Origin of the sequence: Pseudomonas sp. Sample_9 (assembly GCF_004307535.1) — a bacterium.
Classification (GTDB): Bacteria; Pseudomonadota; Gammaproteobacteria; order Pseudomonadales; family Pseudomonadaceae; genus Aquipseudomonas; species Aquipseudomonas mercuritolerans.
The window spans coordinates 2,560-17,456 of record NZ_RAZO01000213.1 but is presented as its reverse complement, the minus strand read 5'-3'; the positions used below and the strand labels follow the sequence as shown (position 1 = coordinate 17,456).

Below are 14,897 nucleotides of genomic sequence, written 5' to 3'. Positions count from 1 at the left end.
CCACTAGAATGCATCCCATCGGGCCACTGCCAACGGATCTGCCATGCCGCTTCGTTCTCCCTTGTACTCGCAACGTTCACTGGTGCTCACCCTGGTCGCCCTGCTCGGCGCCGGCTTTCTCGCTACGTCACTGTTGAGCTATTTCGCCTCCCGCGCGTCGATCCGCGACAACATCGTCAACACCGAACTGCCGCTGACCTCCGACACGGTCTATTCGGAAATCCAGAAAGACCTGGTCCGGCCGATCCTGATTTCCTCGATGATGTCCCGTGACACGTTCATGCGCGACTGGGTGGTCAACGGCGAGCAGAATCCCGAGCAGATGACCCGCTATCTCGACGAGGTCATGACCCATTACGGCGCCTACACGGCGTTCTTCGTTTCCAATGCCACGCTCACCTACTACCACGCCAAAGGCGTGCTCAAGCAGGTCAAAGTCGACGAGCCGCGCGACACCTGGTACTTCCGCGTGCGCGACATGCAGGACCCGTACGAGATCAACGTCGACCCGGATCTGGCCAACAGGGACAACCTGACGTTCTTCATCAACTACAAGGTCTACGACTACCACAACCGCTTCATCGGGGCGGCGGGCGTGGGCCTGACGGTGGACGCGGTGATCAAGCTGATCGACAAGTATCAACAGCGCTATCAACGCAGCGTGTACTTCGTCGACACCTTCGGCCGCCTCGTGTTGACCGGTGCCGAGGGTGGCCCGGAAGGCGCGCACATCGGCCAGAGTCTTGGCGAACTGGAGAGCATGAAAAGTCTGGTCAGCCAATTGCCCAAGCCACACAGCGGCAGCTACGAGTATTCCACTCAGGGCCAGGGGCATTTTCTCAACGTGCGGTTTATCCCCGAGTTGAACTGGTACCTGTTCGTCGACAAACGCGAGGACGGCGCGCTGAGCGAGATCCGCCAGTCGCTGTACCTCAATCTGCTGATCTGCCTGCTGGTGACGTTGATCGTGCTGGCGCTGCTCAATCGGGTGATCAAGCGCTTCCAAGCGAAGATTCAGGCGCACGCCACCCTCGACAGTCTCACTGAACTGCCGAACCGACGCGGCTTCGACATCCTCGCCGCGCAAGCGCTGCACGAGGCCCAACGGGAAACCAAGCCGCTGACCGCGTTGCTGCTCGACCTCGACCACTTCAAAGCCTTGAACGACACCTATGGCCACATGGCTGGCGATCAGGTGTTGATCGGTTTCGCCCGCGACTTGCAAAGTTGCCTGCGCCACGCCGACATCGTCTGCCGCTGGGGCGGTGAAGAGTTCATCGTTCTGTTGAAAGACACCGACGGTGAGACCGGGCAGAAAATCGCCGAGAAAATCCGCCAGCACGTGGAACTACACGAATACGCCTACGATGGCCACAGCCTGCATCTGACCGTGAGCATCGGCGCCACCACCGTGCAACGTGATGACACCTTGCACACTCTGCTGTCGCGGGCCGATCATGCGATGTACCGCGCCAAGCAAACCGGGCGCAACCGCACCTGCATGGAAATGCCGCACTCGACCTATGCCTGATAACGACGTCAAACCCGACCACTGCCCGGCCTGCGGCGCCCGCAACGATTGCAGCCTCGCCGACCCGCGCACCGCCGACCGCGAATGCTGGTGCTATGGCGTGACCATCGACCCGGCGGTGCTCGAAGCGCTGCCGGCCGAGCTGCGCAATCAAGCCTGCCTGTGCCCGCGCTGCGCACAGGTCGAAGCGCAACTGCAAGCAGGCCGGCGGCCGATCCCGTAAGATGCGCGGCCCTTCGTCCGTTGAATCCTGACCATGCGCGTCGACCGCTTCCTCAGCAATCTGCCCCGCTACAACCGTCAGCAGGTTCGCCTGTTGCTGGTGGAAAAGCGCGTGCGGATTGACGGAAAAGTCGTCAGCGACCCGCACAGTGAGGTGCTGGAATTCAGTCGGGTCGAAGTCGACGATGAGGTGCTGCAAAGCGGCAAACCGGCGCGCTATTTCATGCTGCACAAACCGCCGGGCTGCGTCAGTGCCACCCGCGATCCGCAGCATGCGACCGTGCTCGACCTGCTCGATGAAGCGCACAAGGACGATCTGCACATCGCCGGACGTCTGGATTTCAATACCACCGGGCTGATGCTGATCACCAATGACGGCGCCTGGTCGCGGCGCCTGACGCAGCCGCAAACCAAACTGGCGAAGGTCTATTACGTCGAAACCGAACAGCACATCGACCCCAGCTACGCGCTGAAATTTGCCGAGGGCATCTACTTCGCTTTCGAAGATCTGACCACGCAACCGGCGCAACTGGAGCTGCTCGGCCCACGCTCGGCACGGCTGAGCATCGTTGAAGGCCGCTACCATCAGGTCAAGCGCATGTTTGGGTTCTTCAACAACAAAGTCCTGCGCCTGCACCGCGAATCCATCGGCGAACTGACCCTCGATCACGCGCTAAAACCGGGCGAATACCGCGCTTTGCGCACCGAAGAGATTCATTTGTTCTAAGCCGGCGACCGCTCAGCCGAAGTTGTCGAACAATTCGCCGACGGCACTTGCGTGATCCTGAGTCCCCTGCTTGAATCAGGACGTCGGCCGAAATGTGACCGATGAGTCACCACATACTTCCAAGAAACTTTTGTCGGTCGTCTGCCCTCAAGGGCTGCGCCTCAGCCGGCAATCTGCCCGCCAATAACAACACCCGTCGACCTGCCGTACCGGATCGACATGGGCCAGCAAATTTCAGGCGTATGCCTACCTGTCACAAAGCTCGTGCAATCTCGATTGCGCGCATACCCGCTTGCTTGCCAGGAGTCTTATGACATGAGGCCAGAAATCGCTGTGCTGGATATACAGGGTCAGTATCGGGTTTACACGGAGTTCTATCGCGCAGACGCCGCAGAAAAGACCATCATTCTGGTCAACGGCTCGATGGCCACGACTGCGTCGTTTGCACAGACCGTGAAAAACCTGCACCCGCAATTCAACGTGGTCTGCTACGACCAGCCCTACGCGGGCCGCTCAAAAGCCCACAACCGGCATGAGAAACATCTGACGAAGGAAGTCGAAGGGCAGATTCTGCTGGAGCTGATCGATCACTTCGCCGCCGAACACGTGCTGTCGTTCTCCTGGGGCGGCGCCGCCACCCTGGTCGCCCTCGCCCAGCAACCGCGGCGCATTGAAAAAGCCGTGATCAGCTCGTTCTCACCGGTGATCAATGCGCACATGCTCGATTACCTCGAGCGCGGCGTCGACTACCTCGGCAGCCGCGACGGCGATCGGGTCGGCCATCTGGTCAACAACACCATCGGCAAACACCTGCCGTCGCTGTTCAAGCGCTTCAACTATCGCCACGTCAGCAGCCTCGCCGAGCATGAATACGGACAGATGCACTTTCACATCAACGACGTGCTGCACAGCGATCGCCAGTGCTATCTGAATGCGGCGAAAAAGATCAGCGTGCCGGTGCTGTTCCTGAATGGCGAATGGGACGAATACACCGCTGCTGAAGACGCACGCCTGTTTGGCAATCACGTAGCGCACAGCAGCTTCACCACCCTGCAAGCCACCGGGCACTTTCTCGACATGGAGCACAAAGCCGCCTGCCGCGACAGCCAGAACGCCCTGCTCGGCTTTCTGAAACCTGCGCCGCAAGCCAGCCGAACGCGCTACTCGTTTGTGCAGGATCAACATGCACTGGCCATTTGAAACAGCGTCATCGCGGGCAAGGCTGCAAGCTTGAAGTGCCTGTTGCACCGGCGCAGCCCTTGCTCGCGATCGACCGATTTCTGCGTGGCAAAGCCCTCGCAGAGAAAAGAAAACTTCAAATCCGTGGCCGAGTCTGGTACAAAGTCAGCCGCTCTGAGCGGGTATAGTTTAGTGGTAGAACGAAAGCTTCCCAAGCTTTAGATGAGGGTTCGATTCCCTCTACCCGCTCCACCGAATATTGATCTCGCGTTGTGTTGTCCGACGAGGGATGCAGGAATAGAAAAGACCGGCATTGATGGCCGGTTTTTTTGTGTCTGGAAGTTGGTGAAAGACAATTTCCAAGGAAAAGCCTTCAGCTCCAAAAAGAACCCCAGCGACTCTGAAAATCATCCAGAGAAGGATCGCTACCAACGTCGCCCTCCTTCGTTGAAACGACGGGTAAGCTCGCTCTATCAGTCGCAATGACTGGCTGAGCGATCTGCTTTCATTTTGCGGCGTAAATGTCACCGCAAAACACTGCAACACAACCATCGTTCCTCCAAACACGCGCGGCCTAGACTGGGTTGACCACCTCGCCGGACGCCACAATGGCTGAACGGTAGCAAGTCTATTGATCTGTAGAATTCAGTAGGTATAGTAACCACCAAGCACACCACAGGGAGGTGTTGTGAACAGCCGTTTTTTAATCGGACAACTCGTCGCGGACGGTTGGTTTCTGGTACGTATTCGGGGCAGTCATCATCACTTCAAACATCCAACCAAACCAGGATTGGTAACAGTGCCGCATCCAAAAAAGGATCTGCTCAAAAAAACGGCCATCAGTATTTTGCAACAGGCCATGCTCTGAATCCGTTCTCAGCGTTGCCTTGGAGGATCACGAACATGCTTTACCCGATTGCGATTTCAATAGGCGACGAGGAACACGCTTGGGGAGTTGAAGTGCCGGACATTCCTGGCTGCTTTTCTGCCGGCGACGACCTTGATGACGCTGTCGCCATGGCGCGCGAGGCGATCGAAGGTCATTTCGAAATTCTGGCAGACGACGGTGCGCCGATTCCATCGGCCAGCAAATTGAGCCTGCATGTCGCCAATCCGCAGTACGCCGGATGTGCGTGGGCGGTAGTGGATATCGACGTGGTCAAATACCTGGGCAAAGCACAGAAGCTCAACATCACTCTGCCGGGGCACTTGCTCAATCGCATTGATGAGTACGTGTTACATCATCCTGAGGAGAAAAGCCGATCGGGGTTTCTGGCTTCGGCGGCGTTGAAAGTCTTGCAGCAGGGTTAAAAAATTCTTACTGCCCAACCGGCTCTCAGTCGCCGGTTTTTTCATGTCTGACGTTTGGGGAAATTCTCGCTCTGCTGATTGAAAAGTATGAGGAGCAGCATTTTCCGATGCCGCCCTCTGATCCCATTGAAGCCATCAAATTCCGTATGGATCAGCAAGGCTTGACGCCGCGGGATCTCGAGTCCTTTATTGGCACCAGTGGCCATGTTTCGGAAGTATTGAACCGCAAGCGCAAGCTGAGTCTGGCAATGATCAAACGTCTGCACGATGGCTTGCGTATTCCTTAGCAGACCGGTAGGAAGTCCAAAACCCGGCGCACCCGAGGGTGCCATGCGCACAGCCACCATCAAGTGCAGGCGAAGCCTGACTGGAAGGTACATGTGCAACCGTTGGTCAATCCTGGCCGGGCTGCTAAACCCGATCACTGGAAATCAGTGACGCGAACCAAGTTACCGCCCGCCCGCCAGGCGCACAAGCAGGCGGATTCTGGCGTACCGGTAGGCAGCGGCGCAAGGATTTGTAGGCATCGGGACGTAACGCGATTCGACTTTAAACAGCCATGGCGCACCACGTGTAAAAGCCTGGAAAACAGAGGGAAATTTCCGACGAGTTCAGCGTGAACGAGTTGAAAGGATGCCAGAGGACGGTGATGGTGGCGGTGCGGCGGTGATCGGGGTTTTGCGCCAAGAAGCCCCTCACCCTAACCCTCTCCCGAGGGAGAGGGGACCGATCGGGTTGTTCTTGCGAGTTACGCCGACCTGAACCAATGCGTCGAACTCACGATAAAAAACGAGCTAGACGAATGAATATTTTCAACGGGTCGCAACAATAAACAAACGTGGAAACGGCAACAGCACCGAGCCGTCAGCCAAGGCCGGATAAGCTTTGGCAACCTCCGCCAGATACCGTTGCAGATACTGCGCCCGCTCCTCCTCGGTCAATGGGCTCAGGAATGGAATCAACCCGCTACCCTTGAACCACTCCACCACCCCCGCCGCACCATCGCGAAGTTGGTGATGATAGGTGGTGCGCCACACATCGACCCGCGCGCAGTGCGGGCGCAGCATTGAAAAATACTCACTGGCACTGGCCATGTCGGTACGCTGCCCGGCAGCGTCTGCGAGCTTGCTCGCCCACGGCCCATTGGCGGCGACCTCACGCATCAAGCGGTGGGACGGTTCGTTGAGGTTGTCCGGCATCTGGATCGCCAGGCTGCCACCGTCTGAAAGCTTGCTCGCCAGGGCTGGCAGCAGCGAGGCGTGATCCGGCACCCATTGCAACACCGCATTGGCGAAGATCATATCGAACGGGCCTTCATCGGCCCACTTGTCGATCTCGGCCACCTCGAACTGCACATTGGGCAAGCGCTTGCGCGCGGCGGCGATCATGTCCGCCGAACTGTCCAGGCCACTGACCCTGGCCTCGGGAAAACGCTGCACCAGCAACTCGGTGGAATTGCCCGGCCCGCAACCGATATCCACCACCGCCCGGGCGTGCGCCGTGGGTATCGCCGCCAACAGATCACGGGCCGGACGGGTGCGTTCATCTTCGAAAGCGACGTATTGCTGGGCAGACCAACTCATTGCGTTCTCCTGTTGAGGTTTTCTGTCGACTGCCGACACGATACCGCGATCTGCCCGGTACGCCTTCCCTACCAAAGTCCTGCACCGAAACTTGTAAACAGAATTTTCAGCGCAACGCCGATGTCTGAATTTCAAGCTCCCAAAACAAGGACTCCCATCATGAAATTCGCAAAAATTGCCCAAAAACTTGCCCTGTGGGCCGGTAGCCCGAAGACGTTCATGGGGGCGTTGATCCTGATCGGGTTGTGGGGTTTGAGCGGGCCGATTTTTGGTTACAACGACACTTGGCAACTGATCATCAATACTTCGACGACGATCATCACGTTCCTGATGGTGTTCCTGATTCAGAACACGCAGAACCGCGATACCGACATTCTGCACTTGAAACTCGATGAGCTGCTGCGGGTGAACAAGGAAGCGCAGAACGCGATGCTCGGGCTGGAGGCGCTGGATCTGAAACAGCTTGAAGCGTTGCGCCGGCATTACCGCGCGCTGGGTGAGAATCAGGTGTTCGATCTTGAGGGGCTTGGCGAAAAGAGCAAGCCAAAGCAGGATTTGAACGAGTGCTGAGCAAGTAAACACACCCTGTGGGAGCGAGCCTGCTCGCGAAGACGGAGGTCAGTCAAAACATCATTGACTGACACACCGCTTTCGCGAGCAGGCTCGCTCCCACAAAGGAAACATGCATTTCAACTGAAGGCTTCGTTCGCGCTGCAACAATACGGCGAAGTTAGCGACTGGCCTGCAACGCCCGGGCCTTCTCCAGATGGCTTTGCAGCTTCGGCAAGGTCTCATCGGCAAACGCTTTGATTTCCGGCACGTCGGTAGTCTGTGCCTGTTGCTCGATCTGGGTGATGGCCTCTTCGGTCGCCTTGACCTGGCTGGCGGCGTAAGCCTGATCGAATGTCGCGCCGTCCTTCACTTCCGGCATCAGCTCTTTGGCCTTGTCGGCGAGCTCTTCGCGAGGTGCGACCGGCAGGTCGAGCTTCTTGGCGATTTTCGCCAGGTGCTGGTTGGCTGTAGTGCGGTCGTTGATGACGACGATGGTGTAATCCTTGACCTCTTTGGATTCGGTCTTGCCGTGGGCCAGACGGCTGGCTTCGATGTCGGCCATGCCTTTGGCAGAGGCATCGTTGATGAATTCGGCAGGCGACTGGGCGAACGCAGTGCTGGCGCACAGGCCCAGCAGAGTCGCAAAACTGGCATTACGTAAACGGGTGGCCATCCGGCTCATGGTCGCGCCCTCCTTCGTTGAAAATTCAAGCGGGCCGTGATTCGCCCGCTGCTCAAATGCTCGTTGCGGACAATTGTCCGCCTCAGTTAGGAATGCTTTGGCGTTCAAAGGTTTAGAAAATCTGCCGAGGCCGCGACGAACGGCGCTCCCGCTTCAGATGCCCAGCGCCCGATGATTCAGGCGTTTGGCCGCATACATCGCTTGATCGGCATGCCGGAACAGTTGCTGTTCTTCTTCACCGTGTTCAGGAAAGCGCGCCACGCCGATGCTCGATTCGATCCGCAAGTCATGCCCGTCGAGGCGCATGGGCTGCGCCAGCACCTGACGGATTTTTCCGGCGACGCTGTCGGCATCTTCGGCGGCATGCACGCTATGCAACAGCACGACAAATTCATCGCCACCGATACGCGCCACGGTGTCGGTTTCACGCACGCAGCCTTTCAGCCGATTGGCCACGGTTTGCAGGAGCATGTCACCGACGGCATGGCCATGGGTGTCGTTGACCTGTTTGAAGCGATCCAGATCGACATACAGCAGCGCCATGTGTCCGTGCACGGCTCGCGCATGGGCCAGCGCAGCCCTGAGCCGGTCACGCAGCAGTTCGCGGTTGGGCAGTTGCGTCAGTTGATCGTATTGCGCCATGCGCTTGAGCCGCGCATGCAGTTGCTGTCGTTCGATGGCCGTGGCGACTTGTGCGCAGACGTATTGCAGCAGTTCCTTGTCCTGCTCGGTGTAGCGTTCGCCGCCAGCGAGGCTTTTGACGATCAAGGCGCCGATGGTGCCGTTTTTTGAGCTCAGCGGTACGCCGAGCCAGCAAGGCGCGTTCTGCTCCGCCACCAGCGCAGCGAAGTCGGGCGTGGCATCGGCGCTGTCCGGGGTCAGCAACATTGGCTGGCCGCTGCGGATCACTTGCGCGCAAAGCCGTCCGATGACGGTGCCGGGCTGCTCGGGCTGCAATTCGTGATCGTCGACGTGATAGGGAAAACTCAGCTGCGCGCAGTGTTCGTCATACAGCGCCACGGAAAAATTCAGCGCCGGCAGCCATTCGCCAATGAGCAAATGGACCCTTTTGAACAGCGCCAGCAAATCTTCCGCCGCATGCGCCGCCTCGGAAATTGCGTACAACGCCGCTTGCCGCGACTCGGCCTGCTTGCGCTCGGTGATATCGCGGGCGACGGCGATGCGCAGTTGGTCGACCTCCGACCAGCGCGCCGACCAGGAAATATGCGCGACGCTGCCGTCCTTGCGCAGGTAGCGGTTCTCGAAATTGTGCTTCGGGTCGCCGCCCATGATTTCGCCTGCGGCCGCGAGGGTGCGTTGGCGATCGGCCGGGTGCACCAGCTCGATCATCGAGCGGCCGATCAGCTCGTCAGGCGTGTAGCCGAAAATCCGCTCGCAGGCAGCGCTGACAAAAACGAAACGGCCCTGTTTGTCGACCGCGCAAACGGCGTCCAGCAACAGGTCCATGTAGCTCGCCAGCGGCGCAGGGTTAGGGCTTTCCATGGTTCTACGGGATGTCCGCACAGTGCAGCGATTTCAATCGTCCGTGATCGTGGTTGCGCGTCCCTGCCATTTCATCAAGTCTTGTTCGGCAGCAGCCCCGGCAGCGCGTGCATCAACGCATTGATGGCGAAGCCAATAAACATCACGCCGCATAAACGGGTGATGAGCAGTTCATGACGCTGATACACCGTGCGCACCCGCTGCGCGCCGACCACGCCGATGAGGATAGCGTAAGCCAGCGCACCGCCGATAAAGCTCAGGGCGATCAGCGCCGGCAGCATCGACCAATTGAGCAGTTCGGCGCGGCTCGACAGCAGCGCCGTGAAGGTCGCCACCGCCACCGGGTAGGCCTTGGGATTGGTCAGGCCGAAGACGATGCCGTGCCAGAACGGCTGTCGCGCCGCCCCTTGCGCCTCGTCGCCGCTGCGGCGTTGGGCACGCACCGCACGCCAGCCGAGCCAGAACAGGTACACCGCGCTGAGCACGCCGAGTACATCGAACGCGGTGCTACCGATCTCACGGGCGCCGACGATTGCCACCAGCGCGGTACTGCACCAGATCACGTCGCCGAGCAGATGCCCACACAGAAACCCCGCCCCGGCCCGCCGCCCATGGGCCGCGCCAATGCCGAACACCGCCAGCACGCCCGGCCCGGGGGTGATCCCGTAGATGAAACCCGAAGCCAGAACGGCCAACAGCAATGATGGAGTCATGGAAAACCTGCGAGCGCCAGAACACGTGGCGGCCAGTCTATATCAGCCGACTGCGCCCGATCACTGCGCGTCGTTAAAACGCATGCCGGGGTACGGTTTCTGCCGACACGCAGCCAGCCGCGATTGCAAATCGCCGACATGGGCTTCCAGCTTGTGCCCGTCGGGGTCGAGAAAGTAGAACGACGCGCCCTCGCTACGGTTGTCTCGCCACTGCGGCACCTGAGCCGATTTCAACGTCTCAACCAGTGAAGTGAAATCTGCCGCGCTCACGCTCAAAGCGTAATGGGTATAGTCCGCGCCCGGCTCCCCACTGCGCTGAGGATCTTCTGACAAGCACAACCACAGTCCGGGCAGTGACAAATAGGCGCCGTTATCCCACGTCGCTTCGACGTCCAATTGCAGCACATCGCGATAGAACGCCAGACTGCGCTGCAGATCGCGGACGGCCAGGGTCAGGTGGTTAAGACCGGTAAGCATCGAATCAGTAACCTCTGAGGTCTTCGGGAACGACATATTGCTGGCCGTCGTAGATCAGGGTGACCCGGGTATTCTTCAGGTTGGTGGTTTTCGAAGCGCATTGTTTGCCTGAAGTGAAAGATTCCATCAACGAACCGCTGGAACTGACGATCAGATCCGCAAACCCGTTGTGGCTGGATGAGCCGATTTCGACAGTCCTGCGAATGCGTGTGTCTCGCGTATCGCACTCCCCGGTACCCTCACCGAAATCCTTGCGCACCACCAGGCCTTCCAGCACTGGGCGTAAGCGATTGCCTTCGCGAACATACAAAGCCAGGTCGGTTTTGGAGTACGGATTCGCTCTGGAACCGTGGCTCATGAACGTCGATCGCAGCCCGAACGCACGGACATCCGCCGCCAAGCGGTAACGCGCCGTATCGATGATCAGATCATCGAAGCTGATCGCATCGGAGTTGTAAGCGCCGGGTTTGGCATAACTGGCGACTGTGTTTCCCGTCGTGGCGTTGATTACTGACAGTGCCAGATCGAACACGCCGTCTTGAGCACCCGCGGAATCGGGAACGAAGGTGGCCTTCGCTGCAATTGATTGAGTGTTGAACGCAGGCCAGATTTTGCAGCGCGAGAGAGTATGGCCGTCGAATTTTTTTACTTCGCAAGCGGCATGGACCTCAGCCGTAAGCGCGAACAAGCCGAGGGCGATATAGATTCGGAGATGCAGATTCATGATTCATCCTTGAAGTATTCGTATCAGTAACACCAGTCACATGCCCTTGAAACCTTGCGGCAAAACGTAGGTTTTGCCGTCATAGCGCAACGTGTTCAGCACCGGCTTTTCGTGGGTAGTTTTCGATTCGCAGGTGTCGGGTGACCCCTCACCGACCAGGCCCGTGGTCACTGAGCGGACAATGATATCGGCGTAACCATGGGAACTGGTTTTGCCCATCTCAAGCGTACGCACCGTCTCCGCTCGCTCCCCGGCGCAATTGCCGTCCCATTCGCCACTGAAGCTGTAGACGACCAAGCGATCCAGCACCGGGCGCAGTTTGTCGCCTTCTTTCACGTAAAGCGACAGCAGGGTCTCATCCAGCGGATTGACGCGCGACGAGCCTTTGAAATGGGCGCGTACGCCGAATGCGCGAAGGTCGGGCGTGAGTTTATAACGCGCCGTGTCGAGTTCCAGACTCTCCAGCGCGATCGCATCGGAGAGAAACGTCGACGGCTGATGATAGGTCGCCAGCGGGTTGGAGCTGCCGGCCGCGATGACGGCCAGATCCAGATCGTATGAACCCACCCTGCCCTCCTGGCCATAGACGGGATCGGGCACGAACGTCGATAGCGCGGTAATCGTCAGCGACGGATAAGCCGGCCATTCCTTGCACAAAGAAAAGTCCGCTTCGCCACTGACCGCAGGCGGCGTGCAATCGGCCCACGCCTGCCCAGCCATCAACCATCCGCAGAGCGCGGCAGCGCTGATCCATATGGACTTCATTGTCAATTCCCTCTCCTTGATGACATTGCAGCCGCGCACTATCCCCTTCTGAATCGGACGATTCAACCGCACCAGGCCAGATTGCCAGTACAGAGGCAGGCAAGCGTACATAGCCCCATGTCATTTGGTGCTGTAAGGTGATTTTCTTGAATCCACTTGCACCGAGATTACAGATGTCTCCCTCCTCTCCGCTTTTCCCCGACGTAGGCAACGAAACGCTCACAAGGGTCGATATATCGACGGGCCGGAACGAGGCTGAATTGGCATCAGATACTTCCCGCGACTACCCAGCAGAACAATGGCAAATCCGGGAAGTCCAGCGAGCAGCGCAGGAAGCCGACGACGGTGATTTTGCTTCTGCAGACGACGTCAGGACTATTGCGCAAAAGTGGGAAGGAACGTTGTAGCTGCCGGGTGATTCTGAAGGTTCATCAGTGCTTATGAACCGGCCTTCGCGAGCTGGCTCGCTCCCACAGGAAAGCCGCATTGCAAATGTGGGAGCGAGCCTGCTCGCGAAGGCGTCATCACAGACGCCGCAAATCTCAATACTTGTCCAGCGTACGCAATTTCTGCGGCAAGCCCCACAGCAGCAACGCTGCGGCGATCAGCGCGGCGACGCCGATGACGTACAGCGCCGGGGTGGTGCTGCCGGTGAGGTCCTTGATGCGCCCGACCATGACCGGGCTGACGATCCCGCCGAACTGCCCCAGGGTATTGATCACTGCGATCCCGCCTGCCGCGCCGGCACCGGCGCCCGCCAGCAGCTTCGGTGGCAGTGTCCAGAAGCTCGGAATCGAAGCGATGATGCCGGCGCCGAGCAGGCCGAGCGCGACGATCAGGAAGGTCGTGTGGCTGGCGAAGATTCCCGCGCTGAAGAAGCCGATCGCGCCGACGATCACCAGCCCGGCGACAAACTTGCGCCGTTCACCGGTGGCGTCGGACAAGCGTCCGATCACCACCATGCTGATCGCCCCGCAGATGTACGGAATGGCGGTCAGCAGGCCGATCATCACCGGGCTTTCGGTGCCGGCGCTGCGGATCAATTGCGGCGCCCAGAAATTCAATCCGTAGGACGCGACCTGAATCAGGAAGTAGATCAAACCCAACGTCAGGAAACCGGGGATTTTCAGCGCCGCGAGCAATGAGCCGCCGCTTTTGTGTGGCTCGTGATGAGCGATGCGGCTGGCGAGCAACTTCTTCTCGTCAGCGGTCAGCCAGTGCGCATCCTCGATGCGGTCCTTGAGCTGAGTCAGCACGAGAAAACCGAGGGCGATGCATGGCACGCCTCCGAGCAGGAACAACCAGTGCCAGCCGCGCATCTGCAACACGCCGTCGAGGTGTTGCAACACCAGCCCCGAGAACGGCGCGCCGACCAGCCCGGCAAACGCCGAGGCCAGAAACAGCATCGAGGTGATGCGGCCACGGAAGTGCTGCGGAAACCACAGGGTCAGGTAATACAGCACGCCCGGAGCAAACCCGGCTTCCATCGCGCCGATGACGAAGCGCAGCGCATAGAACTGCCATTCGCTGTTGACGAAGACCATCGCCGCCGTCGCCACGCCCCAGGACATCATGATCCGCGCAATCCAGCGCCGTGCGCCGACCTTGTACAGCATCATGTTGCTCGGCACTTCGAACAGCACGTAACCGACCACGAACAGCCCGGCGCCGAGGCCGTACGCGGTGTCGCTCAGGCTCAGGTCGGTCTGCAACTGGAATTTGGCGAAGCTGATGTTGATGCGGTCGAAAAAGGCGAACAGGTAGCAGACCATGATCAGCGGCATCAGGCGCCAGGCGACTTTGCTGACCAGGGCTTTTTCGGCGTCGTGATCGACGGACGGATTCACGCCCGCGTCCATTACGTTGAGGCTCATAGATTTTCTCCAGGCGGACTGCCGATGGGCGTCCGATTGTTTTTGTTGTCTGGTGGTACTGCTGAATGCTTTTGAACTGTGGGAGCGAGCCTGCTCGCGAATGCGCCAGATCAGTCGATACCGATGTTGAATGACACACCGCGTTCGCGAGCAGGCTCGCTCCCACAAGGGTTTTGTATCTTCAGGTCGGCATCGGATGCAGATCGCAGTTGCGCCCGGCCTTGGCCAGTTGGCCGGGGACATCGTGGCCCAACAGCGCCGGCAAGCCGCGCGAAAGCTTCAGCAACAGCGGCAAATCGATGCCCGTGTGAATGCCGACTTCAGCGCACAGGTTCACCAGGTCTTCGGTGCAGATATTGCCCGACGCCCCCGGCGCAAACGGACAGCCACCGAGGCCACCGAGCGCCGCATCGAAGCGCCGGGCACCGGCCTCATAAGCGGCCAGCACATTGCACAGACCGAGGCCGCGGGTGTTGTGGAAATGCAGGGTCAGGTCAGCCGGCGAAACCCGTTGCAAAACGCGCCGCACCAAGCGATCGACCTGACGCGGATTGGCCATGCCGGTGGTGTCGGCGAGGCTGATGCCCTGAATGCCGAGCTCTTGATAAGCATCGACGATCTGCAGTACCCGCTCCTCGTCAATCTTGCCTTCGAACGGACAACCGAAGGTGGTGGCGATGCTGCCATTAAGGCGCACCCCTGAACCGCTGACAAACGCAACGATGTCAGCGAACGCGGCCAGCGACTCCTCGCAACGCATGCGCATATTGGCGAGGTTGTGGGTCTGGCTGGCGGACATCACCAGATTCAACTCATCGGCATTGGCCGCCAGTGCGCGTTGTGCGCCTTTGAGATTGGGGATCAACGCCACGTAAATCACCCCTGGCTGACGCTGGATGCCGTTGAATACCTGCTCGCCGTCACGCAGGGCCGGAATGGCTTTGGGCGAAACGAAAGAGCCGGCCTCGATGCGGCTGAATCCGGCCTGCGAGAGTTGATTGATCAGGGCGATCTTGTCAGCGGTTTCCACCCATGTCGGCTCGATCTGCAAACC

16 protein-coding genes, 1 tRNA gene and 1 pseudogene are annotated in these 14,897 nt (G+C 59.2%); 9 read left to right on the top strand and 9 right to left on the bottom strand.

What is annotated here, in order from left to right:
- The first annotated feature begins 43 nt into the window (after nt 1–43).
- The 8 genes and pseudogenes from D6877_RS11700 to D6877_RS29880 all read left to right on the top strand — a co-directional run.
- Complete coding sequence (locus tag D6877_RS11700; RefSeq protein WP_130910872.1) at nt 44–1,531, top strand: sensor domain-containing diguanylate cyclase; 1,488 nt, start codon at nt 44–46, stop codon at nt 1,529–1,531.
- Complete coding sequence (locus tag D6877_RS11695; RefSeq protein WP_016771293.1) at nt 1,524–1,754, top strand: cysteine-rich CWC family protein; 231 nt, start codon at nt 1,524–1,526, stop codon at nt 1,752–1,754. The genes D6877_RS11700 and D6877_RS11695 overlap by 8 nt, the downstream gene beginning before the upstream one ends.
- Before the next feature lie 33 nt (nt 1,755–1,787).
- The gene (locus tag D6877_RS11690; protein ID WP_130910871.1) at nt 1,788–2,480 is read left to right on the top strand and encodes a pseudouridine synthase; all 693 of its coding nucleotides are present in this window, start codon (nt 1,788–1,790) and stop codon (nt 2,478–2,480) included.
- A gap of 315 nt (nt 2,481–2,795) precedes the next feature.
- The gene (locus D6877_RS11685) at nt 2,796–3,680 is read left to right on the top strand and encodes an alpha/beta hydrolase (RefSeq protein ID WP_073473119.1); all 885 of its coding nucleotides are present in this window, start codon (nt 2,796–2,798) and stop codon (nt 3,678–3,680) included.
- A 157-nt stretch (nt 3,681–3,837) separates the two neighbouring features.
- Nucleotides 3,838–3,911, top strand: a tRNA-Gly gene (locus D6877_RS11680).
- Nucleotides 3,912–4,347: 436 nt separating this feature from the next.
- A complete protein-coding gene (locus D6877_RS11675; protein WP_016771297.1) occupies nt 4,348–4,527 on the top strand; it encodes a type II toxin-antitoxin system HicA family toxin in 180 nt (59 codons plus the stop codon).
- Nucleotides 4,528–4,562: 35 nt separating this feature from the next.
- Complete coding sequence (locus D6877_RS11670; protein WP_024011974.1) at nt 4,563–4,970, top strand: type II toxin-antitoxin system HicB family antitoxin; 408 nt, start codon at nt 4,563–4,565, stop codon at nt 4,968–4,970.
- A 59-nt stretch (nt 4,971–5,029) separates the two neighbouring features.
- Nucleotides 5,030–5,257: pseudogene (locus D6877_RS29880) on the top strand (transcriptional regulator); the annotation flags it as partial.
- A gap of 525 nt (nt 5,258–5,782) precedes the next feature.
- Here D6877_RS29880 and tam read toward each other — a convergent pair.
- On the bottom strand, nt 5,783–6,553 hold the full coding sequence (gene tam / locus D6877_RS11660) for a trans-aconitate 2-methyltransferase (RefSeq protein WP_130910870.1): 771 nt from the start codon (nt 6,551–6,553) through the stop codon (nt 5,783–5,785).
- Between the two features lie 159 nt (nt 6,554–6,712).
- On the opposite strand from tam, the gene D6877_RS11655 reads away from it, so the two are divergent.
- Nucleotides 6,713–7,123 carry a low affinity iron permease family protein gene (locus D6877_RS11655; RefSeq protein ID WP_130910869.1) on the top strand — a complete coding sequence of 137 codons (411 nt, stop codon included), beginning with the start codon at nt 6,713–6,715 and terminating at the stop codon, nt 7,121–7,123.
- Between the two features lie 160 nt (nt 7,124–7,283).
- Here D6877_RS11655 and D6877_RS11650 read toward each other — a convergent pair whose 3' ends face one another.
- The 8 genes from D6877_RS11650 to D6877_RS11605 form a co-directional block, all read right to left on the bottom strand.
- Nucleotides 7,284–7,787: a DUF4142 domain-containing protein gene (locus D6877_RS11650; RefSeq protein ID WP_122691681.1), complete on the bottom strand. Its 504-nt coding sequence runs from the start codon at nt 7,785–7,787 to the stop codon at nt 7,284–7,286.
- 153 nt (nt 7,788–7,940) lie between these two features.
- Complete coding sequence (locus D6877_RS11645) at nt 7,941–9,290, bottom strand: diguanylate cyclase (protein ID WP_130910868.1); 1,350 nt, start codon at nt 9,288–9,290, stop codon at nt 7,941–7,943.
- Nucleotides 9,291–9,364: 74 nt separating this feature from the next.
- Nucleotides 9,365–10,003 carry a LysE family translocator gene (locus D6877_RS11640; protein WP_016771303.1) on the bottom strand — a complete coding sequence of 213 codons (639 nt, stop codon included), beginning with the start codon at nt 10,001–10,003 and terminating at the stop codon, nt 9,365–9,367.
- A 60-nt stretch (nt 10,004–10,063) separates the two neighbouring features.
- Complete coding sequence (gene fos, locus D6877_RS11635) at nt 10,064–10,480, bottom strand: fosfomycin resistance glutathione transferase (protein ID WP_122691684.1); 417 nt, start codon at nt 10,478–10,480, stop codon at nt 10,064–10,066.
- A gap of 4 nt (nt 10,481–10,484) precedes the next feature.
- Nucleotides 10,485–11,204, bottom strand: a complete 720-nt coding sequence (locus D6877_RS11630; RefSeq protein ID WP_130910867.1) for a hypothetical protein — start codon at nt 11,202–11,204, stop codon at nt 10,485–10,487.
- 36 nt (nt 11,205–11,240) lie between these two features.
- Nucleotides 11,241–11,975, bottom strand: coding sequence for a hypothetical protein (locus D6877_RS11625; RefSeq protein WP_130910918.1), 735 nt, complete (start codon nt 11,973–11,975; stop codon nt 11,241–11,243).
- Nucleotides 11,976–12,511: 536 nt separating this feature from the next.
- Entirely contained in the window at nt 12,512–13,843 is a 1,332-nt protein-coding gene (locus tag D6877_RS11615; RefSeq protein WP_130910866.1) for an MFS transporter, read from the bottom strand.
- 181 nt (nt 13,844–14,024) lie between these two features.
- Nucleotides 14,025–14,897: hydroxymethylglutaryl-CoA lyase (locus D6877_RS11605; protein WP_130910916.1), on the bottom strand; the 873-nt coding region annotated here is incomplete at its 5' end.

Bases quoted from the DNA above. Each gene is read 5' to 3' on its own strand.
- D6877_RS11700 (WP_130910872.1), top strand. From the start codon at position 44: ATGCCGCTTCGTTCTCCCTTGTACTCGCAACGTTCACTGGTGCTCACC.
- D6877_RS11695 (WP_016771293.1), top strand. From the start codon at position 1,524: ATGCCTGATAACGACGTCAAACCCGACCACTGCCCGGCCTGCGGCGCC.
- D6877_RS11690 (WP_130910871.1), top strand. From the start codon at position 1,788: ATGCGCGTCGACCGCTTCCTCAGCAATCTGCCCCGCTACAACCGTCAG.
- D6877_RS11685 (WP_073473119.1), top strand. From the start codon at position 2,796: ATGAGGCCAGAAATCGCTGTGCTGGATATACAGGGTCAGTATCGGGTT.
- D6877_RS11670 (WP_024011974.1), top strand. From the start codon at position 4,563: ATGCTTTACCCGATTGCGATTTCAATAGGCGACGAGGAACACGCTTGG.
- tam (WP_130910870.1), bottom strand. From the start codon at position 6,553: ATGAGTTGGTCTGCCCAGCAATACGTCGCTTTCGAAGATGAACGCACC.
- D6877_RS11655 (WP_130910869.1), top strand. From the start codon at position 6,713: ATGAAATTCGCAAAAATTGCCCAAAAACTTGCCCTGTGGGCCGGTAGC.
- D6877_RS11650 (WP_122691681.1), bottom strand. From the start codon at position 7,787: ATGAGCCGGATGGCCACCCGTTTACGTAATGCCAGTTTTGCGACTCTG.
- D6877_RS11645 (WP_130910868.1), bottom strand. From the start codon at position 9,290: ATGGAAAGCCCTAACCCTGCGCCGCTGGCGAGCTACATGGACCTGTTG.
- D6877_RS11640 (WP_016771303.1), bottom strand. From the start codon at position 10,003: ATGACTCCATCATTGCTGTTGGCCGTTCTGGCTTCGGGTTTCATCTAC.
- fos (WP_122691684.1), bottom strand. From the start codon at position 10,480: ATGCTTACCGGTCTTAACCACCTGACCCTGGCCGTCCGCGATCTGCAG.
- D6877_RS11630 (WP_130910867.1), bottom strand. From the start codon at position 11,204: ATGAATCTGCATCTCCGAATCTATATCGCCCTCGGCTTGTTCGCGCTT.
- D6877_RS11615 (WP_130910866.1), bottom strand. From the start codon at position 13,843: ATGAGCCTCAACGTAATGGACGCGGGCGTGAATCCGTCCGTCGATCAC.